Annotated in this window: 26 protein-coding genes, 1 tRNA gene and 1 pseudogene; 13 read left to right on the top strand and 15 right to left on the bottom strand. The window is 68.6% G+C overall.

Translation table 11 applies throughout. The features are described 5' to 3' along the window. Window positions 1–58 precede the first annotated feature (58 nt). From FXF51_RS56080 to FXF51_RS56100, 5 genes and pseudogenes are all read left to right on the top strand, one after another. Window positions 59–616: a helix-turn-helix transcriptional regulator gene (locus FXF51_RS56080; protein WP_222871930.1), complete on the top strand. Its 558-nt coding sequence runs from the start codon at window positions 59–61 to the stop codon at window positions 614–616. Between the two features lie 141 nt (window positions 617–757). Continuing rightward, on the top strand, window positions 758–2,800 hold the full coding sequence (gene tmk / locus FXF51_RS56085) for a dTMP kinase (RefSeq protein WP_148443069.1): 2,043 nt from the start codon (window positions 758–760) through the stop codon (window positions 2,798–2,800). Between the two features lie 59 nt (window positions 2,801–2,859). Next, the gene (locus tag FXF51_RS56090) at window positions 2,860–4,035 is read left to right on the top strand and encodes a DNA polymerase III subunit delta' (RefSeq protein ID WP_148443070.1); all 1,176 of its coding nucleotides are present in this window, start codon (window positions 2,860–2,862) and stop codon (window positions 4,033–4,035) included. A gap of 369 nt (window positions 4,036–4,404) precedes the next feature. Continuing rightward, window positions 4,405–4,641, top strand: a pseudogene (locus FXF51_RS56095) (permease-like cell division protein FtsX); the annotation flags it as partial. 125 nt (window positions 4,642–4,766) lie between these two features. Beyond that, the gene (locus FXF51_RS56100) at window positions 4,767–5,606 is read left to right on the top strand and encodes a stage 0 sporulation family protein (RefSeq protein WP_148443094.1); all 840 of its coding nucleotides are present in this window, start codon (window positions 4,767–4,769) and stop codon (window positions 5,604–5,606) included. Window position 5,607: 1 nt separating this feature from the next. On the opposite strand, the gene FXF51_RS61550 is transcribed toward FXF51_RS56100, so the two are convergent. After that, window positions 5,608–5,745, bottom strand: a complete 138-nt coding sequence (locus tag FXF51_RS61550) for a hypothetical protein (protein ID WP_187415119.1) — start codon at window positions 5,743–5,745, stop codon at window positions 5,608–5,610. A gap of 99 nt (window positions 5,746–5,844) precedes the next feature. Here FXF51_RS61550 and FXF51_RS56105 point away from each other — a divergent pair, with 99 nt between their 5' ends. The 6 genes from FXF51_RS56105 (at window position 5,845) to FXF51_RS56130 (ending at window position 10,116) form a co-directional block, all read left to right on the top strand. Next, a complete protein-coding gene (locus FXF51_RS56105) occupies window positions 5,845–6,306 on the top strand; it encodes a tetratricopeptide repeat protein (protein WP_148443072.1) in 462 nt (153 codons plus the stop codon). Next, a complete protein-coding gene (locus FXF51_RS56110) occupies window positions 6,303–6,737 on the top strand; it encodes an NUDIX hydrolase (protein ID WP_148443073.1) in 435 nt (144 codons plus the stop codon). Before FXF51_RS56105 ends, FXF51_RS56110 begins: the two co-directional genes overlap by 4 nt. Window positions 6,738–6,792: 55 nt before the next feature. Continuing rightward, on the top strand, window positions 6,793–8,202 hold the full coding sequence (locus FXF51_RS56115; protein WP_148443074.1) for an alpha/beta hydrolase: 1,410 nt from the start codon (window positions 6,793–6,795) through the stop codon (window positions 8,200–8,202). Between the two features lie 58 nt (window positions 8,203–8,260). After that, window positions 8,261–8,337: transfer RNA gene (locus FXF51_RS56120), tRNA-Thr, on the top strand. A 527-nt stretch (window positions 8,338–8,864) separates the two neighbouring features. Beyond that, the gene (locus FXF51_RS56125; protein ID WP_148443075.1) at window positions 8,865–9,194 is read left to right on the top strand and encodes a hypothetical protein; all 330 of its coding nucleotides are present in this window, start codon (window positions 8,865–8,867) and stop codon (window positions 9,192–9,194) included. A gap of 259 nt (window positions 9,195–9,453) precedes the next feature. Further along, the gene (locus FXF51_RS56130) at window positions 9,454–10,116 is read left to right on the top strand and encodes a histidine phosphatase family protein (RefSeq protein ID WP_222871931.1); all 663 of its coding nucleotides are present in this window, start codon (window positions 9,454–9,456) and stop codon (window positions 10,114–10,116) included. Window positions 10,117–10,185: 69 nt separating this feature from the next. On the opposite strand, the gene xerC is transcribed toward FXF51_RS56130, so the two are convergent. The 12 genes from xerC to FXF51_RS56175 form a co-directional block, all read right to left on the bottom strand. Continuing rightward, window positions 10,186–11,337 (bottom strand): tyrosine recombinase XerC, encoded by a 1,152-nt coding sequence (gene xerC, locus FXF51_RS63345; protein WP_148443076.1) that lies wholly within the window; start codon window positions 11,335–11,337, stop codon window positions 10,186–10,188. Further along, a complete protein-coding gene (locus FXF51_RS56140; protein ID WP_262380548.1) occupies window positions 11,337–11,558 on the bottom strand; it encodes a helix-turn-helix domain-containing protein in 222 nt (73 codons plus the stop codon). Before FXF51_RS56140 ends, xerC begins: the two co-directional genes overlap by 1 nt. Then, entirely contained in the window at window positions 11,555–12,688 is a 1,134-nt protein-coding gene (locus tag FXF51_RS56145; RefSeq protein WP_148443077.1) for an AAA family ATPase, read from the bottom strand. Before FXF51_RS56145 ends, FXF51_RS56140 begins: the two co-directional genes overlap by 4 nt. Continuing rightward, the gene (locus tag FXF51_RS56150; protein ID WP_148443078.1) at window positions 12,685–13,581 is read right to left on the bottom strand and encodes a bifunctional DNA primase/polymerase; all 897 of its coding nucleotides are present in this window, start codon (window positions 13,579–13,581) and stop codon (window positions 12,685–12,687) included. The genes FXF51_RS56145 and FXF51_RS56150 overlap by 4 nt, the downstream gene beginning before the upstream one ends. Before the next feature lie 11 nt (window positions 13,582–13,592). Then, the gene (locus FXF51_RS56155; protein WP_148443079.1) at window positions 13,593–13,844 is read right to left on the bottom strand and encodes a hypothetical protein; all 252 of its coding nucleotides are present in this window, start codon (window positions 13,842–13,844) and stop codon (window positions 13,593–13,595) included. A 142-nt stretch (window positions 13,845–13,986) separates the two neighbouring features. After that, on the bottom strand, window positions 13,987–16,173 hold the full coding sequence (locus FXF51_RS56160) for a cell division protein FtsK (protein WP_148443080.1): 2,187 nt from the start codon (window positions 16,171–16,173) through the stop codon (window positions 13,987–13,989). Between the two features lie 217 nt (window positions 16,174–16,390). Next, complete coding sequence (locus FXF51_RS56165) at window positions 16,391–17,410, bottom strand: DUF2637 domain-containing protein (protein WP_187415120.1); 1,020 nt, start codon at window positions 17,408–17,410, stop codon at window positions 16,391–16,393. A 35-nt stretch (window positions 17,411–17,445) separates the two neighbouring features. Then, entirely contained in the window at window positions 17,446–17,670 is a 225-nt protein-coding gene (locus tag FXF51_RS61555; protein WP_187415121.1) for a hypothetical protein, read from the bottom strand. Between the two features lie 2 nt (window positions 17,671–17,672). Then, window positions 17,673–17,837, bottom strand: a complete 165-nt coding sequence (locus FXF51_RS61560) for a hypothetical protein (RefSeq protein ID WP_187415122.1) — start codon at window positions 17,835–17,837, stop codon at window positions 17,673–17,675. A gap of 14 nt (window positions 17,838–17,851) precedes the next feature. Beyond that, window positions 17,852–18,013, bottom strand: coding sequence for a hypothetical protein (locus tag FXF51_RS61565; protein ID WP_187415123.1), 162 nt, complete (start codon window positions 18,011–18,013; stop codon window positions 17,852–17,854). After that, on the bottom strand, window positions 18,014–18,331 hold the full coding sequence (locus tag FXF51_RS56170) for a WhiB family transcriptional regulator (RefSeq protein ID WP_148443082.1): 318 nt from the start codon (window positions 18,329–18,331) through the stop codon (window positions 18,014–18,016). Next, window positions 18,328–18,519: a hypothetical protein gene (locus FXF51_RS56175; RefSeq protein WP_148443083.1), complete on the bottom strand. Its 192-nt coding sequence runs from the start codon at window positions 18,517–18,519 to the stop codon at window positions 18,328–18,330. The genes FXF51_RS56170 and FXF51_RS56175 overlap by 4 nt, the downstream gene beginning before the upstream one ends. Window positions 18,520–18,719: 200 nt before the next feature. Between FXF51_RS56175 and FXF51_RS56180 the strand changes: the two genes are divergently transcribed. After that, a complete protein-coding gene (locus tag FXF51_RS56180) occupies window positions 18,720–19,532 on the top strand; it encodes a GntR family transcriptional regulator (RefSeq protein ID WP_148443084.1) in 813 nt (270 codons plus the stop codon). Next, a complete protein-coding gene (locus FXF51_RS56185; RefSeq protein WP_148443085.1) occupies window positions 19,525–20,088 on the top strand; it encodes a GNAT family N-acetyltransferase in 564 nt (187 codons plus the stop codon). The genes FXF51_RS56180 and FXF51_RS56185 overlap by 8 nt, the downstream gene beginning before the upstream one ends. A 31-nt stretch (window positions 20,089–20,119) precedes the next feature. Here FXF51_RS56185 and FXF51_RS61570 read toward each other — a convergent pair whose 3' ends face one another. Beyond that, window positions 20,120–20,281 (bottom strand): hypothetical protein, encoded by a 162-nt coding sequence (locus tag FXF51_RS61570; protein ID WP_187415124.1) that lies wholly within the window; start codon window positions 20,279–20,281, stop codon window positions 20,120–20,122. A gap of 139 nt (window positions 20,282–20,420) precedes the next feature. Beyond that, a complete protein-coding gene (locus tag FXF51_RS56190; RefSeq protein ID WP_148443086.1) occupies window positions 20,421–20,672 on the bottom strand; it encodes a hypothetical protein in 252 nt (83 codons plus the stop codon). Window positions 20,673–20,736 lie beyond the last annotated feature (64 nt).

The following is a 20,736-nucleotide window of genomic DNA, read 5'->3' on the forward strand; positions in this document are numbered from 1 at the left end:
GTCACGCCATGCCATGATGGCGTAGAGTATCCGCCCGGATACTTTGCGGAGGTGGTACGTGGTCGCGTCGCCTGTGGAGCGGATGCTCGGCCAGGAGATAGCCCTCTGGGCCAGGCGTGGCGGGCTGCTGTTCAGGCAGGCCAGGCATGCCGCGAGCCTCAACCAGAAGGCGCTGGCCAGCGTGAGCGGCACGTCGCGCACGACGTTGTCGGCCTACGAGCACGGCAGGAAGTCGCCGACCCTGGAGACGGCGGGGCGCATCCTCGACGCGGCCGGGTTCCGGCTGGTGCTGGAGGCCAAGGTCGAGTGCGCGGCCTGCGAGGGCGCCGACGGGCGGGCGTTCCACGTGCCCAGCCGGTTGCGGCGGCTGCCGGTCGCGGCGGCGCTGGGCGTCGTACGGCTCGGCGAGCGCGACTACGACCTGTCCGACCGTGACGAGCGGCGGGCGGCCTACACGGCGTTGTTGTGCGGGGGCGGGCCCGCGGAGGTGCTCGGTCACGTCGACGGCGTGCTGCTGATCGATCTGTGGGACGAGCTGGTGCTTCCCGACGAGATCAGGGGCGCGTGGCAACCATTGGTGGAAGAGGCGCGGCAAGAGTCCGGAGTTATGAATTGATGATGTTTTTGGGGGCCTATTCGAGGTGTGTAACCTGCGCTCGGGGTCGTTCCCGTAATACCCTCGGCCACGAGCAGCCGGGAATATCCGGCTCGTCTCTTGTCCGCCCCCTTCCGGTCAACACCTGGATACGCTGAAATCATGACTGCCCTTGGCCGAAGCCGCCCGACTCACGTGCTGGCCAATGCGCCCTTCCGCCGGTTGTGGACGGCCATGTCGGTGTGCAGCCTGGGCGACTGGCTCAACCTGCTGGCGCTGACCGCCCTCGCGGGCAACCTCACGCAGGGCGACTACCGTGTGCAGTCGCTGGCCGTCGGCGGTGTCTTCCTCGCCAAGATGCTGCCCGCCGTGCTGCTGGGGCCGCTGGCGGGGGTGTTCGCCGACCGGTTCGACCGGCGGCTGACGATGTTCAGCGCCGACCTGGCCAGGTTCGCCGTGGTGCTGTCGATCCCGTTCGTGGGCAGCTACCAGTGGGTCATCATCGCGACCGTCCTGGTCGAGTGCGTGAACCTGTTCTGGGTCCCGGCCAAGGAGGCCACGGTCCCCAACCTGGTGCCCAAGGCGCAGCTCGAGTCGGCCAACCAGCTCAACCTGCTGGTCACGTACGGCACCGCGCCCATCGCGGCCATGCTCTTCGCCGCGCTGTCGGTGGCGGGCGACCTGATCGCCGGCGTCATACCGTTCCCGCTCGGCCAGGACGCGACGGGGCTGGCCCTGATCGTCAACGCCTGCGCGTACCTCGTGTCGGCCTTCCTCATCTTCACCCTGCGCGACATCCCCAAGCGCGACGGCGCCATCTCCACGCCCTCCGTGCTCAAGCAGATCGTTGAGGGCTGGCGGTTCGTGGGCCGCAACCGCATGGTGCGCGGCCTGATCATCGGCATGCTCGGCGCGTTCGCCGCGGGCGGCGCCGTGGTGGGCGTGGCCAGGATCTACGTCGAGGCGCTCGGCGGCGGCGACGCGGCCTACGGCGTGGTGTTCGGCGCCGTCTTCGTCGGCATGGCGCTGGGCATGTTCTTCGGGCTCAGACTGCTGCGCGAGCTGTCGCGGCGGCGGCTGTTCGGGCTGGCCATCACCGTGGCGGGGCTGGTGCTGATCGCGATCGCGCTGGTGCACAACCTGGTGATCGTGGTCATGCTGACCGTGGTGCTCGGCGCGTGCGCGGGCATCGCCTGGATCATCGGCTACACGCTGATCGGCCTGGAGGTCGAGGACGCGCTGCGCGGCCGCACGTTCTCCTTCCTGCAGTCGACCGCGCGGGTGACGCTGCTGCTCGTGGTCTCCCTGGCCAACCCGCTGGCCGCCATCTTCGGGGTGCACGTGCTGGGGCTGGGCGAGTTCAGCTACCGTTTCGACGGCACCAACCTGGTGCTGGTGATCGGCGGGGCGCTCGCGGTGGGCGTCGGCGTGCTGGCACTGCGGCACATGGACGACAGGAAGGGCATCTCGTTGGCGGCCGATCTGATCGCGGCGGTGCGCGGTGAGCGCTTCCCCGCCGAGACGGCCGAGCACGTGCCCGGGCTGTTCGTGGCGTTCGAGGGCGGCGAGGGGTCGGGCAAGACCACCCAGTCGCGGCTGATCGCCATCTGGATGCGCGACCAGGGCTACGACGTGGTGCAGACCCGTGAGCCGGGCTCCACCAAGATCGGCATGCGGTTGCGCGCGATCCTGCTCGACGCGGCCGAGCGCGGGCTGTCGGCGCGTTCCGAGGCGCTGCTGTACGCCGCCGACCGGGCCGAGCACGTGGAGAAGGTGATCAGGCCGGCGCTCTACCGGGGCTCGCTGGTGATCACCGACCGTTACGTCGACTCGTCGCTGGCCTACCAGGGCGCGGGGCGGGCCCTCGATCCCAAGGACGTGTCCAAGATCAACGCTTGGGCGACGGGCGGGCTCGTCCCGCACCTGACCGTGCTCATCGACACGCCGCCCGAGGTGGGGCTGACCCGGCTGGGCGGCGCGGCCGACCGGATCGAGTCCGAGCCGCTCGACTTCCACGAGCGGGTGCGCAAGGAGTTCAGGGCGCTGGCGGCGGCCACGCCCGAGCGGTACCTCGTGGTGGACGGCACGCTGCCGCAAGAGGTGATCACCCGGCAGATCCAGGACCGGATCAGGGAGATCCTGCCCGACCCGGTGCCCAGGGAGTCGGAGGACATCACGGGCACGATGCCCGCCATCCGCGACTAGCCTCCGGTGATCCCGGCTTTGGCGTCCCTCGCAGGGTGAAGCGCGACTAGCCTTACGGCGTGACGGTTTTCGATGACCTCGTGGGGCAGGACCAGGCGACAGCCGTGCTGTCGCGGGCCGCGGCGGCGGCCGGCGAGGTCGTCGCGGGCGGGCGCGGCGCGGGCATGACGCACGCCTGGCTGTTCACCGGCCCGCCAGGCTCGGGCAGGGAGCACGCCGCCCGCGCCTTCGCCGCCGCGCTGCTGTGCCCCGACGGCGGCTGCGGCCACTGCGACCAGTGCCACCAGGTGCTCATCGGCTCGCATCCCGACCTGGAGTCCGTACGTCCCGAGGGCCTGTCCTACAGCGTCAAGCAGACCCGCGAGCTGATCCTGCGGGCGGCCGGCGCGCCGACGCAGGGGCGGTGGCGGGTCATCCTGTTCGAGGACGCCGACCGGGCCACGGAATCCGCCGCCAACGCCCTGCTCAAGGCCATCGAGGAGCCGCCGCCGCGCACGGTGTGGCTGCTCTGCGCCCCCGCGCCCGACGACCTGATGATCACCATCAGGTCGCGCTGCCGCCTGGTCACCCTCACCACCCCCGCCACCGAGGCCGTCGCCCACGTGCTGGCCACCCGCGACAGCGTGCCGTGGGAGACCGCCAGGTTCGCGGCACGGGCCGCGCAGGGGCACATCAGCCGGGCGCGGGCGCTGGCGCTGGACGAGGGCGTCAGGGCGCGGCGGGAGGCCGTGCTGAGCATCCCCCGCTCGCTGACCGGCGTCGGCGAGTGCGTGTCCGCCGCCGAGCGGCTGGTGAAGACGGCCGAGGAGGAGGCCGCCGCCGCCACGACCGCGCTCAACGAGAGCGAGACCTCGGAGCTGCGCAAGCTGTACGGGGAGGGGTCCAGCGGGAAGGGGCTCAACCGCGGGCTGGTGCGTGGCGGGGCCGGAGCGCTGAAGGAGCTGGAGGACCGGCAGAAGTCGCGGGCCACCCGGATCAAGCGCGACTCGCTGGACGCGGCGCTGCTGGAGCTGGTGTCGTTCTACCGGGACGTGCTGGCCATGCAGTTCGGGGCGGCCGGGGTGGAGCTGGCCAACGACGACCTGCGCTTCGATCTGGATCAGCTCGCCAAGTCGTCCACGCCCGAGGAGACGCTGCGGCGGATCGACGCGATCATGCGGTGCAGGGAGCGGCTGGCGGCGAACGTGAATCCGCAGATGGCGGTCGAGGCGATGATGCTGGCGCTGCGCCCGTAGACGGGCGGTCTTGATGACGCTCGTGGACGCGGGTGGTTCTCGGGGCGCGTTCGGCGACGAGGACGGTTCCGCGGGCGCTCGCGGATGTGGGCGGTTCCGGGCGTGCTCCCGGACGTGTGCGGCCTTCGTCCACAGGCTGTGGACGAAGGCTTGGGCAGGACGTGGAAGTCGAACTTCACGCTGCGGTTCCCTACCGCCAGGCGGCGGACCAGAAGTGGGATGTCAGCGCCTTCCTGTGCAAGGAGGGAACGATCTTGCCCACGTGTGACGGCAGGGCCCCGCGGCCGGAGGGCGACTCGGAGCAGGCCAAGGAAGGGCGGCCCACGCTGAAGGCGATCGAGGCCGTGATCCGGAACGGCCGCGTACGAGAACTTCAAGGCGGCGTTCAAGGACAACAAGTCGCTCGTGGAGGCGACCCGGGTGGAGGACATGCCGCGATCCTTCCGGATCAAACTGAAGGACGGTGCCGCGGCGGGGCCGTTGATCGACCGGCTCAGGAAGCAGCCAGGCGTGGCCCAGGTCGCCGACAACCGGTGCGCGGCCGAGGTGGCGGCCGTTTATTACGATTTCGGGTTGCGGCTCCAGGAAAGGAAAATATGTGCCTGAGGCAGGGGGCCGGGTGACGTCCACACTCCTGCCCCCTGACTTCCCGCGTTCGGACACACGTAATCTGGCAAGGAAGGCCGTACGTACCCCCTAGGCCGTCAGGAGGCGAGCTCGAGCCCATGGGAATGATCATGGCCGTGAGCTTCACCCGCTACGGGAGGCTCTACTACCTCGACCCCGGCGAGCACAGCCCGAAAGTGGGCGACAAGGTGCTCGTCCCGACGGACTCGGGTGCCGAGGTGGCGGAGTGCGTGTGGGCGCCGCAGTACACGAGCGAGGACATCGACGGATTGCCGGTGTGCGCGGGGATGGCGGGCGAGGAGCACCTCGCCCGGGACGAGTTGAACAAACGCCGCAGGGCCGAGGCGCGCAGCGTGTCGAAGCGGCTGATCAAGCGGCACACGCTGCCGATGAAGGTCGTCGGCATCGACTACCTCGACCAGGACAACGTCTACACCGTCTACTTCTCGGCGCCGCACCGCGTCGACTTCCGCGCCCTGGTGCGCGACCTGGCCCGCAACCTGCGGGCCAGGGTCGAGCTGCGGCAGATCGGGCCCAGGGACGAGGCGCGGCTGCAGGGCGGCATCGGCCCGTGCGGGCGTGACCTGTGTTGTGCCACGTTCTTGAAGGACTTCGAGCCGGTGTCCGTGCGGATGGCCAAGGACCAGGACCTGCCGGTCAATCCGTTGCGGATCGCGGGGGCGTGCGGGCGGCTGATGTGCTGCCTGAAATATGAGCACCCGCTCTACCAGGAGTTTCGCGCCTCGGCTCCGCGCGTGGGGGCGAGCGTGGAGACACCGCAGGGGGCCGGGACGGTGGTGGGGCACAACGTGCCGTCCGACTCCGTGGTGGTGCGGCTGAATGACGGAGGGCGGCGGTGCTCGTGCTCCAAGGCCAGCGTGTGCGGGCCGCGGAAGGCTTACGACTCGGCTTATGGCGAGGAGTCGGGTGGGGAGGTGGGGTAGCTCATGCCTTGAGCAGCGCCTCGCTCAGCTCCCGGAGGCGCCGCGCCGACACCGGGTCGATGGCGTGCGGCACGACGTCGGAGGGGATGTCCTCCGCGCTGGTCGCGGCGGGCACGGCGGTGCTGGCGCCCTGCCGCACGGTCTTCTTCTCGCGTGCCGCTGCGTTCGTTTCGGTTTGATCGTCGGTCCCGCCTGGCATTGTTGTGAGGGTGACTCGATGTGGCCAAGGGAGCAGCCGATGAACAACGACCCCATCCTCACGCAGATCGGCCAGGCGGTGGAGTTACACCACCAGCACGGTCAGCGTGACGCCGCTCGCGACCTGTTCGCGAAGATCTGGGACGAGATCGGCGGCGAGCGAGGCGACCCGCTGCACGTGTGCGTGCTCGCCCACTCGATGGCGGACGTCCAGGACGACGTGCGGCAGGAGCTGATGTGGGATCTGCGCGCGATCGCCGCCGCCGACTCGCTCACCGACGAGCGGGTGGCGGGAGCGGGCGTGCCGCTCTCGGTGGCCGGCCTGTACCCGTCGCTGCACCTCAACCTCGCCGAGTGCTACCGCAAGCTGGACGACCTCGACAGCGCCCGCGAGCACCTCCGGCAGGCGCAGGACACGATCGGCGCGCTGGGCGACGACGACTACGGGCGGCTCATCAGGGGCGGCTTGGAGCGACTGACCGCGGAGCTCGCCCGACCGTGACGGACAGGCTCGTCAAGGACAAGGTGTTGTGCTACGTCGTCCGTGACGGCCGGCTGCTGGTGTTCCGGCACACCGGTTACAGCTACGAGGAGGTCGGCATCCAGGTCCCCGCGGGCAGCATCCGGCCCGAGGAGACGCCGGAGGAGGCCGCCCTGCGCGAGGTACGGGAGGAGACCGGTTTCAGCCAGTACAGGATCGTCAGGAAGCTGGGCGAGGTCACCTACGACATCAGCCCCTACCGCTTCGAGATCCAACGCCGCCACGTCTTCCAGCTGGAGCTCGACGAGCCCACCCCGGAGCGATGGGCCAGCCAGGAACTGCACGACGGCGAACAGGAGCCGACCGACTTCGAGTGCTTCTGGATACCCCTGGAGAACGCTCACGTCCTGCAGTCCGGGCAGGGCGCGCTCCTCGGGGCGCTCTTCGACTGATCCCCTCGTGAAAGGGCGGTGGCGTCGAACGGTTGCCGTCGTCGGGGCGCTGGCCATGGCCGTGACCTGCCTGGCAGGCGCCTCCGACCGGCGACAGGGCTGGGCACGGTCGGTCTGGACGGAGTGCGGCGGCGGATTCTCGTGCGCCACCTTGCGGGTGCCGCTGAACCACCGTCGCCCCGGATCCGGTGAGCAGGTGGACCTGGCGGTGATCCGCTTGCCGGCCAGTGGCGAACGAATCGGATCGTTGGTGGTCAACCCGGGCGGGCCCGGGCTCTCCGGGGTGGAGTATGTGAGGGCGGCTCGGGTCGTGCTGGGGGAGAAGGTACGCGAGCGCTTCGACATCGTGGGCTTCGACCCGAGAGGAGTGGGCAGCTCGGCACCCGTCCGCTGCCTGACCGACCCTGAGCTGGACGCGTTCGTCGCCCTCGACGGCACCCCCGACTCGGCCGCCGAACGCGCGGCGCTTGAGGAAGGGGCGAGGCGATTCGCGCAGGCGTGCCGCCGCCGCTCGGGCGGGCTGCTGCCGCACGTCGGGACCGTGGACGTGGCCCGCGACCTGGACCTGCTGCGGCAGGCGCTGGGGGAGCGGAAGCTCACCTACCTGGGCAAGTCGTACGGGACGTTGCTGGGCGCGGTGTACGCGGAGCTCTTTCCCGGCCGGGTGCGGGCCATGGTGCTGGACGGGGCGCTCGACCCGAGCGCGTCGCCGTTGCGGCTCGCCGCGGAACAGGCGGCGGGGTTCGAGCGGGCGCTGCGCTCGTACGTCGAGGACTGCGTCGCGGCGGCGGGCTGCCCGTTCAGGAGCCGCACCGTGGGCGGGGCGTTGGCGGAGGTGAGCGAGCTGCTCCGGCGTACGGACGAGCGGCCGCTGCGCGGCGACGGGCGGCGTCGGGTGACGCAGGCGGTGGCCGTTCTCGGGCTGCTCGGTCCGCTTCACGACCCGGTCCTGTGGCCGGAGTTGAGCGAGACGTTGCGGCGGGCGTTCACGGGCGATGGCGCGTGGTTGCTGCGTAACGCCGACCAGTTCGTCGGCCGTCGCGATGACGGGGGCTACTCCGGGGAGATGGCGGCCAACATGGCCGTCACCTGCGCGGACCATCCGACGGATCCTTCGAGGTACGGGCGGTTCGCGGGGCGGCGGGCGCCGCGGTTCGGGGCGCACTTGGTGTGGGCGTCCTTGCCGTGCGCCTACTGGCCGCACCCTTCGTCCTTTGACCGCCTCCCGCGTGCGGAGGGCGCCCCGCCGATCCTGGTCATCGGCACCGAACGGGATCCGGTCACGCCCTACGCGTGGGCTCGGAGGATGGCCCGGGAGCTGGAGCCGGGGGTGCTGGTGACGTACGAGGGCGATGGGCACACCGGGTACGCCGGCGGGTCGGGGTGTGTGGACGCGGTGGTGGAGGAGTACCTGGTGGCGGGGGTGGTGCCGGGGGATGGGGTGGTGTGTCCGGGCATCGGGTGATCGGAGGGAGCGAGAACCCCTCGGGCTCCTGTAGACTCTTTCAAGCTGCACAGCGCACGCCGCCTTAGCTCAGTCGGCCAGAGCACTTCACTCGTAATGAAGGGGTCTGGGGTTCGAATCCCCAAGGCGGCTCCAGGTCAGAGGCCCTCCGCAAGATCGCGGAGGGCCTCTGCGTGTCTAACTGCGTGACTACGCTTTAGCCTTGGCCGTGGCAGTTCGGGGCTGAGGGCGTTCTGCTTGATGCCTCAGAGGCATTCCGAGGGCTCGTATCAGGCCTGGGTGCTCGTCGTGAGGCACGATCGCGCCATGCCATGGCCACAGCTAGGACAGCAGCGACGGCACCGGCAGCTTGCGCCATCGCGGGCCATAGAGAAGCGGCTACTAGTAGAGCTATCACCCCTAAGATCGCCCCGACTAGCCGGGGTCGCCGTTTCCGTGGCAGTGTCATCACCGCACCCTTCTCTCTATCCAGTGGGAGTTGGACGGTGTAGACGGCCCTCCGCACCACCGGGGGGCCGTCTGATGGTTGTGACGACCCTGAGCCGACTACGTGTAAGAACTTATCGGCATGCCGTCCTCGTGTTGTCGCGGAGCGGAACGCGGTGACCTGCGAATATGTCCGAAAGCGGGACATGGTGCATTTGCTGTATCAACATGTGTTGATGGCGGAGATCACCGAAAGCTTTGATGCGTTCCTCTCACGAGTCACCGAGAAGCTCGTGATCAGGCTCTTAGCCATCGAGGGGAGCGAAGCTGATGTCCTAGAGCAGATCAGGATGACCAAGGTTCTGATTCGTCAACTCGAGGAGCAGCTTCGACTCTTGATACTCCATGGCAATGCACGTCGAGTTGAGATTCTCCTGCATGAAGCCATCAACGGGCAGCTTCCTAGCCGTCCGCATACCTGGAAGGAGATCGGTGAAGCATTGGGAGTCAGTGCACAAGCCGCGCAGCGGAAATACGCCAGCATGGAGCGATCTACTGACGGATAGAAGATTTACATGGCCAACAAATGTCTACGGAAGGAATGATCGAAACCTGTCGATCATCGGATGGTGGTGTACTTTCCGGATCATCGCTGGATGGTTCGAGATAGGCCGACGCGTCAACGTCGGCTGGAAGGCGGTACAAGTTGATCGGATCTGCTAAATCCCGCTGGTGGGCGGTGAACGCGCCGTACCTGGTCGCGCTCATCCTCGGCGGAGTACGTTCTGAACGTAGCCATCTGGTTGAGCACAAAGACCAGGCCAGATGAGCGGCCGGATGCGCCTGTGGTGCTTGCGCCACGGCGAGTCGACGAACGTCACTGCCGGAATCGCGGGAGCCGTTCCGACGGCACCGCTGACGACTAACGGCCGCCAGCAGGCCATGTCCGCCGCCCAAAAACTCGCCGGTGAACCCCTCACCAGGGTCTACGCCAGTACGGCGCTCCGGGCACGCCAAACCGCCGACATTCTTGCTTCTGCACTGACCGTCGATGTCGCAAGGATGTCGGAGCTGGTCGAAGTGGGCATCGGCCAGCACGAGGGGACAAGCGACCCGTCGATCCGCGCACACACCGCCGAGGTGCTCCGATCCTGGATCATCGATCAGAACCTGGAACGACGGGTCGCAGACGGCGAGTCAGGCCACCAGGTTGTCGCCCGTATGACGGCGGCCCTCCGGCAGATTGCCATGACTCATTCAGGTGAGAGCGTCGCGGTCGTCGGCCACGTCGCCAGCCTCACCGTCACCCTTGGGCAGCTGTGTACCCTCGGCAACCAAGTCTGGGGGACACCGCTGCCACATGCACATCCCTTCCTCGTCGAATGGGACGGGCGTACCTGGACCTGTCCAGCTTGGCCCGGCGCGGGCGACTCATCCCTCACTACGCCAGGAGGACCCGAACATCGCCATGCCATCCGCAGTTCTTGACAACTTCCCGTGAAAGCCGCCGCTGAGATCTACGACTATGTCTCAGCGGCGGCTGTCGTATGCCCGGCGTCAGGAATTGAAGATGCGGTCCATTGCTACGGCACCCTTTTGTAGTACAGGACGGATTTGCTTGCGATAGACCAGCTCGGTCACTGCTGTGCTCCTGTGGCCGACCAAGCGTGAGATCTCTTCGAGCGGGATGCCTTGGTCGGACAGCAGAGACACGAAGCTGTGGCGGAGTTCACGGGGTGTCCACTTGCTTGGGTCGAGGTCAGTCCTAGCGATCGCACTGCGGAAGGCGCGACGGACGTTGTGGGCGTCGAGTGGAGTGCCCACGGTTGAAGCGAACACGAGGCCGTGCTCCTTCCAACGCTCTCCCGCGATGTTCCTGTCATCCTCTTGCTGTGCCTTTTGCGCACGGAGCGCTTCCACACAGCGTTGAGGAAGCGCGAGTGTACGGCGAGACTTCCTGGTCTTGGTATCTCCTCCCGCACGCACCGAGCGCCAGACCGCCATGTGCGGAGGCACAGGAGGGCTGGCATCCGGCTGCCCCTCCAGATCTACGTGGTCCCAGGTCAGTGCCCTGAGTTCTTCCGTGCGTGCTCCAGTCAGCAGAGCGAGCACGATATAGCCGTGCACCCGAGAGCCCTCGGCAGCTTTCAGCACGGCTTCGGCCTGTAGCAGTGTGAGGGCCTTGGAGGGGCGGCCAGTCTTGCCGCGTGGGACGGCGCACAGATCCACCACGTTGCGTTTGACGAGGTCACGGGCCATTGCACGCTTGATCGATCGGTTCAGATACGACCTGATCAACCGGAGGGTGCTCGTGCTGAGCGTCTCGGCCTTCTTGGCCAGCCACTTGTCCACATCCTGTGCACTGAGGTCCCGAAGCTTCCGCTTGCCCAGGGCCGGGATGACGTGGATACGGCATAGGATCTGTCCGGCCTCAAAGGTGGCCTTGTCCCGACGGCTCAGCTCGTACGTGAGCCAATCATTAACCGCCTGCTCGACCGTGGCGTCTCCTTTCGCGATGGTTAGGCCATCTTCGTAGTCGCGTAGGACTTCCTTGAGCTTGTTCTTGGCTTCGGTCTTGGTCTTGCCGCTGCCCCGTTTCACGATGCGCTTGCCGCTGGGGTCGAAGCCGAGGCTGGCAGTGGCGATCCAGCGTTGGCGTTTGTCGTCCCAGTGGAGGCCGCCGTCTCCTCGGCTGCGTCGCTTGGTCATCAGGCTGCTTCCTCTGCTTCCTTCTCCAGGAGGGCGATGTAGGCGCGGATGGCGCTTGGGGTGATGAGGCGGGCGCGGCCTTGCTTGACGGAGCGCAGTCGGCCGGTGCGGATCTGGTCGTAGATGACAGTGCGGCTCATGCGCAGCAGGCGCATGGCGTCGGTGACGCGGTAGAGCTGGGTGTCGGCGAGCCGGACGCTGTCCGGCGCTGAGGTGGTCACTGGTGGGTCTCCTCATCGGCGGGGACAGCGGGGACAGGCAGCAGGGCCGGTTGTCCCTCGTGGTGGTGGGCGTTGGTGCTGCTCGTGGCGTGGTCAGGGACAGTAGGGACGCCGGGGACTGCTCCTGGGGACTCTGTCCCGGGGAGGCGGTAGTGGCCGGTGGCGTTGACGCAGAGCTGGCCGTCGGCGTTCATGCGCTGGCAGGTCTTGCGGACGTTCTCGTGGGACAGGCCGGTGGCGTCGGCGATGGCCTTGGGTGTGCTGTTCGGGTTGGCGCGGACGTGGCGGGCGATGGCGGCACGGGTGTCGGAGAGGGCGTGGTCTTCGGGTGGGCCGTCCAGGAGGTGCCAGAGGCCGGCGGCGGGTTGGAAGGCCATGGCGTACTCGGCCTCTTCGACGTCGCGGCCGGTGACGTGCAGGACGCCGTCAGCGGTGCCTCTGGCGCGTTTGAGGACGAGGGTGGCGTCTGCGGCTCCGGCCAGGCCGTTGGTGCCGGAGACTTCGCTGAGGAAATCTTCTGAGGCCATCTTGCGTACGTGGTGGATCAGGACGACGGCGACGCCGTAGGTGTCGGCCAGGCGCTTGGCGCGGCTCATGGCGGCGTAGTCGGCGTCGTAGGCGGACAGGCCGGGTGGTGTGGTGCCTCGGATCTTGGCGAAGACGTCGATGACGACGAGGCGGGCGTTGGTGTTGCGGTCGAGCCAGCGGGCGATGGCCTCTTCACCGCCTGCGGGCAGGGTCGGGCAGGTGGTGGCCAGGGTCAGGTCCTTGGGCGCGGGCTGGCCGCCGAGGATCTTGCCCATGCGGTTCTGCAGGCGGCGGGCGGTGTCTTCCAGGGCGAGGTAGAGGACGGGACCGGGCTCCAGTTCGATGGCTTCCAGGGCCTTGGCGCCGCTGGCCACAGCGATGCCGAGGCCGAGGCTGAGCCAGGACTTGCCGACCTTGGGTGGGCCTGCCAGGAGGCTGAGTCCTTCGGCGATGATGCCGGGGACGGCCCAGCGGGGCTCCGGGAAGGTCATGGCCATCAGTTCGTCGGCGGTCCAGGAGGTGCGGAACGGCACGGGCTGGCCTGGTGCTTGGACGGCATCACCGTTGACCAGGCGAAGGTGGGTGCTGCGGTCGTTGGTCATGCGGCCACCGTTCGGGGCCGGCGGGCTCCGGCGCGCAGGCCGGAGGCGATGGTGCGCTGCGCCTCGCGGTAAGGCTGGCCGATCTGCATGGCTGCCTCCGTGAGCCACGTAGTGACGGCGGCGGCGTGCAGCTCGCCTCCGGCGACGAGCTGGCCGAGCGCGACGGACGCGAGGTAGAGCGCGTTGTTGTGGCCGTGGGGTGGTGAGCTGGCCACCCGTTGCAGCTCACCGAGGACAGCAGCGCGGATGTACGCGCCGTGGCGGTCGGATGCGAGGGGCACGGTGATGGGCTTCTGTGGTGGCAGTGGGGCCGGGCGTAGTCGCTCCACTAGCCAGGCCGGGAGCGGTGCCGGTGGGATCGGGTGAAGGACCTCGTAGGTGCCGCTGCCGTGCTCGTCGGTGACGTGGCTGCCGGGACCGACGACGTAGCCGCCGTGGGCGCGGGTGTCGATCAGCCAGCCGAGGCCGCCGTTGCCGCCTTGGGTGTTCGTCAGGGTGACTCCATTGGGTGCGGTGAAGTACAGGTGCAGGCCGCCGCGTCGGGTGCGGACCTGGAAGGTCTCCAGCGGGAGTAGTTGTCCGGCCTGGTCACAGAGGGCGGCGAGGACGTCTGCGCCGTCTCGGATGCCGGGGCGGTTCCAGTGCGGTGGTGGTTGCTCGTCGGGCTTGGGCTGGTCGAGGTCGATGACGACGAGGTTGGACGGGCCGGTGGCGATGCCGAGGTTGTACGGGCGCTGCCAGATGCGGCGGATGGTGGCCGGGTCGGTGGTGGTGCGGTGTTGCCAGTTGGTGAAGCCGCGGGGCGGGGTCTTGCCGTTCGGGGCGAGTGGGAAGACGTGCCAGCCTCGGGCGGCGGCTGCGAGGGCGTAGCGGGTCAGGTTCGTGATCGGCATGGGTGCTCCAGTCAGCGGGTGGCGTCGCGGTGCAGGGCGCGGAAGTGGTTCCAGATGTGGCGGCCGATCCGCAGGCGGAGGCCGGTGGCGCGGCAGCGGCGGCAGTCGTGGGTGCCGCGTCCGATCCGGTTGGGCTTGCGGCCCTTGCCGTGGCAGGAGCGGCAGCGGCGGAAGGGCCGGATGTAGCACTCGGCGGCGTAACGGACGGTGATGAACAAGGCGGTGACGATCACTGCGCTAGCGATGAACAGGGCAGGGTCCATGGGTGGCCTCCTGGGCCGTTTTTGGGTGTCGTCAAGGGAGGGCGCTAGCGTGCTAACGCCCTGGCCAGGGCTTATTTCTGGTGCTAGCGGGGGTGCTAGCGATAGCAGGGTCAGCCGCTAGCGCTAGCACCCTCCGGCGGGGTCACTCGGTGCCGGTTCGGCGGTTACGGTCCGCTATGGCGTCGGTGAGGTCGTCCAGGCGGATGCCGCGCCTGGTCACGGCCTTGCCGTCGATGCGGCGGCCGATGCTCTGGACGGGTACGGCGTGCGGCTTGAGTGCGGTGGTGAGCTGTTCAGAGGCCCAGCCGGTGTAGAAGTCGGGGCGGAGTTCGGCCAGGCGGGTGCACAGGGTTTCGTTCCAGGCGGCTGTCTCGCCTGCGGGCCAGATCTGGGCGAGGTCGGTGAGCAGGTCGAAGGTGGGCGCGTCGGTGCGGGTCTGGGTGCCTTCCTCGGGCAGGGTGCCGGCCAGGCCGCGTAGCTGCATGGCGCGGGCCACCACGTGCTTGGCGGCGTCGGTGTCCACCATGAAGGAGCGGCGGGCGGCGGGCTTGCCGAGGCCGGACAGGATGCCCCAACCGGCCTCCTTGACCGGCTCGAAGATGGTGGCGCGGTAGCCGTTCTTGTACATCGAGGTGCCGAGGATCATGTCGTTGGCGACCTGGTCGGCGACGCTCATGCAGTAGCGGGTGTTGACGTTGCGGGTGATGCCGGTCGGCAGGCTGTCCTTGTCGGGGATCTGGGTGCCGATCAGCAGGATCACGCCCAGGGCGCGGCCCAGCTTGATGACCTTCTCCAGGATCTCTCCGGCTTCCTTGCCGAACTTGCCGTGCAGGAACAGCTCCTGGATCTCGTCGATGGCGACGATCAGCGGATGCAGGCCGGAGTCCTTGAGCGAGGCGAGTTCCGGGGTGACCTTGTTCTCCGGGGCCTTGCCGAGCTGGGCGAAGTGGGCGATGCGCTTGGAGCGGCGCTCGCACTCCTTGTACAGCCAGCGGATCATCCCGGCGCAGCGGGCGATGGTCTCGTCGTCGAAGCCGTTGCCGTACTCGGTGCAGACCGGCTCCAGGACCTTGAAGTCCCCGACGCCCTTGAGTTCGTAGATGCGCAGTTCGGCGCGCGGGTCCAGGCTCGCGGCGAGGACGGTCAGGCGTAGAGCGAAGGTCTTGCCGGAGCCGGGCTGGCCACCGACCAGCCAGTTGCGGAACATCAGGGCGGCGTTGACGGTGTCCATGCGCGGGGTGGTGGCGAACGGGAAGGGCTTGAAGACGTCCACCTTGCCGTCCTTGAGCAGGGGCCAGGCCGGTTGCTTCATCTGGGAGGCAGGCTCGTAGCCGACCCACAGGGCGAGCCGTCCCGGGTGGCCGTCACCAGGCTCCGGCCATACCTGGTCGAGCGGCAGGCGCATGCCGGAGGCCAGCCGGCCACGGCGGGCGACCACGTCGGCGGCCTCCACGCCGAAGGGCAGGTCGATGATGGCCAGGTGGCCGGGGCCGTCGCGGTGGATGTCCTGAGGGAAGCTGATGGCGTGCTGGTCCTTACTGACGGCCTGGTTGATGCCGGAGATGCCGCAGGACAGCAGCGCGCGACGGACCAGCTCGGCGGTGAGCTTGCGGTAGCGCGGTCCTTCCGAGACGCGGTCGGTGATGGGCTTGTCCGTGGGCCTACCGGCGCGGGCCAGCAGCGGCACCACCACGGCGATGGCCAGCAGGCGGCCCCACGTCGGGATGTCGGCGAGCAGGAAGACCAGCACGGCGATCAGGGCCGTCACCGCGAGGGCGGCCAGGACCGACCAGCGCCAGCGGGACTGGCGCTGGCGCTGCTTGTCCAGCTTGAGCCAGGTCTCCGGGTCGTTGCGGTCGGCGGCGTACTGGCGCAGTGCCCAGTTGCCCTCCTCCGCCGTCGCCCAGTGCAGGAGCTTGGCCGTGGCGCGGAAGAACCCGACCGGGGCGTAGAGGGTGGCCTTGGCGGCGTACTTGGGCGAGCGGACCGCGTGGTAGCCGACGACATACCCGGCGTCCTTGGCGGCCCAGATCAGCATGGAGCGTGTAGCGTTCCAAGACTTCAAGGTCGCGGGGACGATCGGAGCGCGGCGCCGGTCAATGCTGGAGCGGTAGGGCACGTCGTCGTCCGGTGGGTCGACCGGCGGCCCGAGGACCGTGCCCTCGATCGCGATGGTCTCGCGGTCGAAGAACTCGTCCTCGTCGCGGTCGTCCGCGCGGCGGGCACGGCGGCGGGCCGCGTCCAGCGGGACTACCTCGCCACCGGTCTCGGGTGCGGTCGGACCGTCCTCGTCGGAGTGGTCTTCGTGGTCGTGCGGGTGATGCGTCATGATGTGTGCACCTCGTGTGCGTAACTGCGAGCGGGGTTGCGGGGCGCGGCCGGAGTCTTGGCGGATGAGGCCGCGTCCCGTACTGGCTTGTTCAGGGACGGTGTGCGGTCGGACCGCGTCTCGTCCGTACGGGCGGTTGTGGTGATGTCGGCGGTCGGTCCTTGCGGTCCGACCGGTGGTGGATCGCCGGTCGAAGGGCGGGCGAAGGTGAGAGCCATCAAGCCGCCTCCTGCTCCGCGTTCTCGGCGGCCGGACCGGCCTCGGTCCGCAGGCGGGCGAGCAGCGCACCCGCGCGGTCGGTGGAGATGGACCGGCCGGTCTGGCGGACGGCGTCGCGGAGCCGGTCCCGCGTCAGCGTGACGCCTCGGGCGTCGTGGTCGGCGGCGACCTGCCAGCCCAGCGGCATGAGGTCGTCCACCTCGGAGGGGGCGATGGCCGGACGGGTGGTCTTGCGCGGCTTACGGGATGACGACTTGCGGGCGGGCGCGGCGGTCAGTGCCGGACGCTTGGGCGTCGAGGGCGGGACGGGCGGCGTGAGCCGTACCGCTTCGGCCTGGACCGGCGCGCCGGCCGGGGCGAGTTCGCCGAGCTTGTACAGGGCGCGCTCGCGTCGGCTGGCCTTGAACTGCCACAGGCGGCCGTACCGGTCCTGAAGGTCGGTCTTGGCCAGGATCCGCTCACGCTCGCGGTTCAGGGCCTCGGGGTACGAGCGCACCTCCCAGAGCACCATCCGCCGCCACAGGGCGAACGTCGGCACCGGAGACAGCAGCCAGCGCGAGACGCGGATGCTGTCCAGGCGGTGGGACGGGTTGGCCAGGTTGGCGCGCTTGCGGACCGCGTGCGTGCCGATCTCGACGGCCACCACCCACAGGCCGGGCAGGATCGCGTGGGCGACGACGGCGAACCAGTTCGGCCCGCCAGGCCCGGTGGCGTAGGCGGCGACGTTCAGGTAGACCGTGACGGCCGTGAGCGTCCACGGGATGAACCGCAGCCAGCGCACCCGCATGTCCAGCCGGGCCAGGACGATGTCCAGCGCGGAGAACACGCCGATGCCGAGGTCCACCCCGAGAGGCAGCAGGAAGGCGAGCGGTCCGAAGGTGGGCTTGGCCGCGTCCATGACGGTGGCGAAGGAGATGACGAACCCGATCAGCCCCAGCACGCCGACAGCGGCGGCGGTGACCGAGATCAGGGTCTGCTCTCCTTCCGACAGCGGGCGCGGGCCGGACTGGTCGTTCATGGTGCTGGCTCCGTTCGGTGAAGTGGCGGGACTGTTCATCGGCCCCACCGCCGTCCCCAGCACCGCGGGCAGCCGGGCTTGCTGCACCAGTTCCGAGGAGAGGCGGCCCATCCTCGGGCGACGACTTCGAGAGAGCCGCCCTGGCGGACGGTGGCGCGGGAAACCTGCCAGAGCCGGTAACGCTCCTGGCCCATGCGCACCAGCTCGATGCAGAGGCCGCCGACGAGGAAAGCGAGGATGTAGGAGAGGACTGTGATCATGACTAGCTCCACTTGCGGTTCTTGAACTGCTGGGCGGACTGCTTGCGACGCTTGATCGCCTCCGGGTCGCGGAAGCGGTCGAAGTGCGGGATGGCCTTGCGGGCGTTCTCCTGGAGCCGCGCCCACTGCTGGTCGGTGATGGTGTGCGGAGGCTGGTCGTGAGACATGTGCTGATCTCCGTTCAGTGGCCGGAGCGGACGAGCATGCGGCAGACGCGGCAGCCGGGCTGGCAGCGAGCGCCGTGGATGACGCAGCGCTGGGCCGGACGGCCACCGCCGCAGCGGCAGCCGAACGGGCTGCGGGTCCGCTTGCCGCACTCGCAGCACTGGAAGCGGGCGGCCATCTACGCCACCTCGTTCGCGCGGCGGTCGGGAAGGAAGGTGAGGAGCGGGCGTACGTCTCGCAGTTCTTCTGCGGTGTAGCCCGCCCAGACGCCCTCTTCCGGGTCGAGCGCCATGGCGTAGGACAGGCAGGCGGCACGGGCCGTGCAGCGCGTCTGGCAGATGGCCTTGGCCGTCGCCTCCCGCGCCCAGCGCTCTTCGTCGGTCTCGATGTCGGGGCCGGTGAAGAGGACGGCCATGGTGGAGTCGCATGCCGGTTCGGCGTTGATGAGGTCGTCCAGGAGATCGGAGACCTCGTCGTTCTCGTACTCGTTGTTCACAGGTCCACCCCCAGCGCGCGGAGGGCCTGGACGAGAGCGAGGCGGATGCAGGTGGGGCAGATCGGCGGCGACGGCGGCTCCACGTCCGGCGCGGACTCCTCCACGCCGTCGCACATGAGACAGAACCACTGGACGGGCTCGGCGAGATCGTCAGGGACGATCCGCATGGTCTTGGACCCGTAGGTCATGATGAGTACACCTCTCTTGAAGGGGCGCCGGGGTGCGGGACTGGTTTGGCGACTAGGGACCGCATCCCGGCTTCTTCGTTGTTTGGCCTGGTCAGCTGGGCTGATCATGCCCTGGTGTGTCTTATTTAAACAAGGCGAACAAGCGCCGTCAACGACTGCTGGCATACTTGTTTGAACAAGGCGAATGAGAGGGGCTCAACATGCCCAGCCAGAGGCGGCGGGACACGCTCCGCGGGGACGTGTCGGCACGGATCGCCGAGGACCTACGACAGGCCATCCTGAGCGGCGAGTACGCCGAGGGGGACCGGCTTCCCAGCACGTCGGAACTCATGGAGCAGGAGCAGGTGTCGTCGCTGAGCGTGCGACACGCCTACCAGGCGCTGATCGGTGAGGGCCTGGTCGTGGCCGTGCCGAAGAAGGGCTTCTACGTCCGCGAGTCGCTGCGTATGACCTGGCACATGACGAAATGGCAGGACCCGAAGCGCCTGGAGAACGTCAAGACCGACGGCTGGACGGCGGATGTCGAGGCGGCTGGCTTCTCCCACAGGCAGACCATCAGCGTCAGCATCCTGCCCGGCAGCCACCTGGTGGCTGGAACACCGATCGCGGAGCGGCTGGGCATCCCGGAGAACGAGCGTGTCGTGGTGCGTAGCCGCGTCCGCTACATCGGGCCGGGGCCGGATCAGCCGGCCAACGAGCCGGAGTCGCTGGCGGACTCCTACTACGCGTACAACCTCGTCAAGGACACCGGGATCATGGAGCCGGACAGCGTCAACACGGCTCAGGTCCTGGCCGAACTCGGGTGTCCGATGCGCGACCACATCGACGAGCTGACCCCGCGGATCGCCTCCCGCCAGGAGACGGACCGGCTGCAACTGGCGGGTGTCATGGCGGTGCTCGAAGTTGTCCGTACGACGCTGACCACCTCAGGCAAGCCCGTGCTGGTGCTTCACCAGATCAGGCCGGGCAACGGGTCGAAGTACATCTACCAGGTGGAGTGCAGAGATGACTGACCGTCCCGTCCTGGCGGCCCGTCTCGCCGTCGAGAGCGATACCGAGCGCGTCGTTGAGCTGCGTGCCGAGTCCGAACGCTGGTTGGCCGAGCGTGGCATCCAGCAGTGGACGGCGAAGTGGGACGAGATCGGCCGGGAGAAGATCCGCCGCAACATCGCCAACCGCGAGACGTGGGTGTTCGAGGTCGGCGGCGAGGTGGTCGCCACAGTGACGCTCAACACCCGGCCGGATCTGGACTTCTGGGACCCGGACACTGACGGGCCTGCTCTGTACCTGTACAAGCTGCTGGTCGCGCGGGACCGGGCGGGCCGGGGGTTGGGCGGTGACATCGTGGACTGGTCAGTGGATCAGGCGGCCCGGCAGGGGTTCCCGTGGCTACGTCTGGATGTGTGGCGCACCAATCAGGGGCTTCAGCGCTACTACCTGGAGCACGGGTTCGAGCACGTGCGCACGGTCGTGGTGGACGGGCGCGACTCGGGAGCCTGCTTCCAACGGCGAGCCACGCCCGTCTCCGTGCCGCACATCGTGGACGAGGGCGTTCGCGATGCCCTGTGAGGTGAAGGGACCGACTTCATGACGCTCGTTTCTAGTGGTGGTGAGCAGTCACCAGGGCGATCCATACCTGGCGAGCGTGGGGGTAGCGGCCTCGGGCGGTCTCCTCGTAGCCGACGCCCTCGATGTGGCGCAGGACGAAGAACTTCCCGGCCTCGCAGCACCATTCGTACTCACCACAGCACGAGGTCTCCATCACGCGAACGCGACGGGCGCTGGTTGGGACGTGCGGTTCCCATACGTACATGGCGACTGGCTTCCGGTCCACACAACAGGGGCGGCGCATGCGAGCGCCGCGCAACCGATGACTGATCTGACATACGAATCCGCCGGCCTCACTCGGCGGCGGCGGTGGTCTTCTCCTTGCGCAGGCTCAGCAGGGTCACGCCGTAGATGTAGGAGGGGTCCGATGCGTAGCGGTCCAGACGCACGAACTGCACCGCGCCCGAGGCGCCGGGCGCTAACGACTCCAGCGCCTGCCGCAGGCGCGCAGAGGCCCGCTCCAGCTCGCCGGTGATGCCGCACGAGCCCCGGCCGTCGTCGTCAGAAGCCGTCCACGAGTAGAAACCCTCGGTGTCGAAGTGCACGACTACATCAGAGACATGTGCGGTACCACGCCTGTAGAGGACACTGAGAGGCGACCCCTGATGT

Origin of the sequence: Nonomuraea sp. PA05, from assembly GCF_008086045.1 — a bacterium.
Lineage (GTDB): Bacteria > Actinomycetota > Actinomycetes > Streptosporangiales > Streptosporangiaceae > Nonomuraea > Nonomuraea monospora.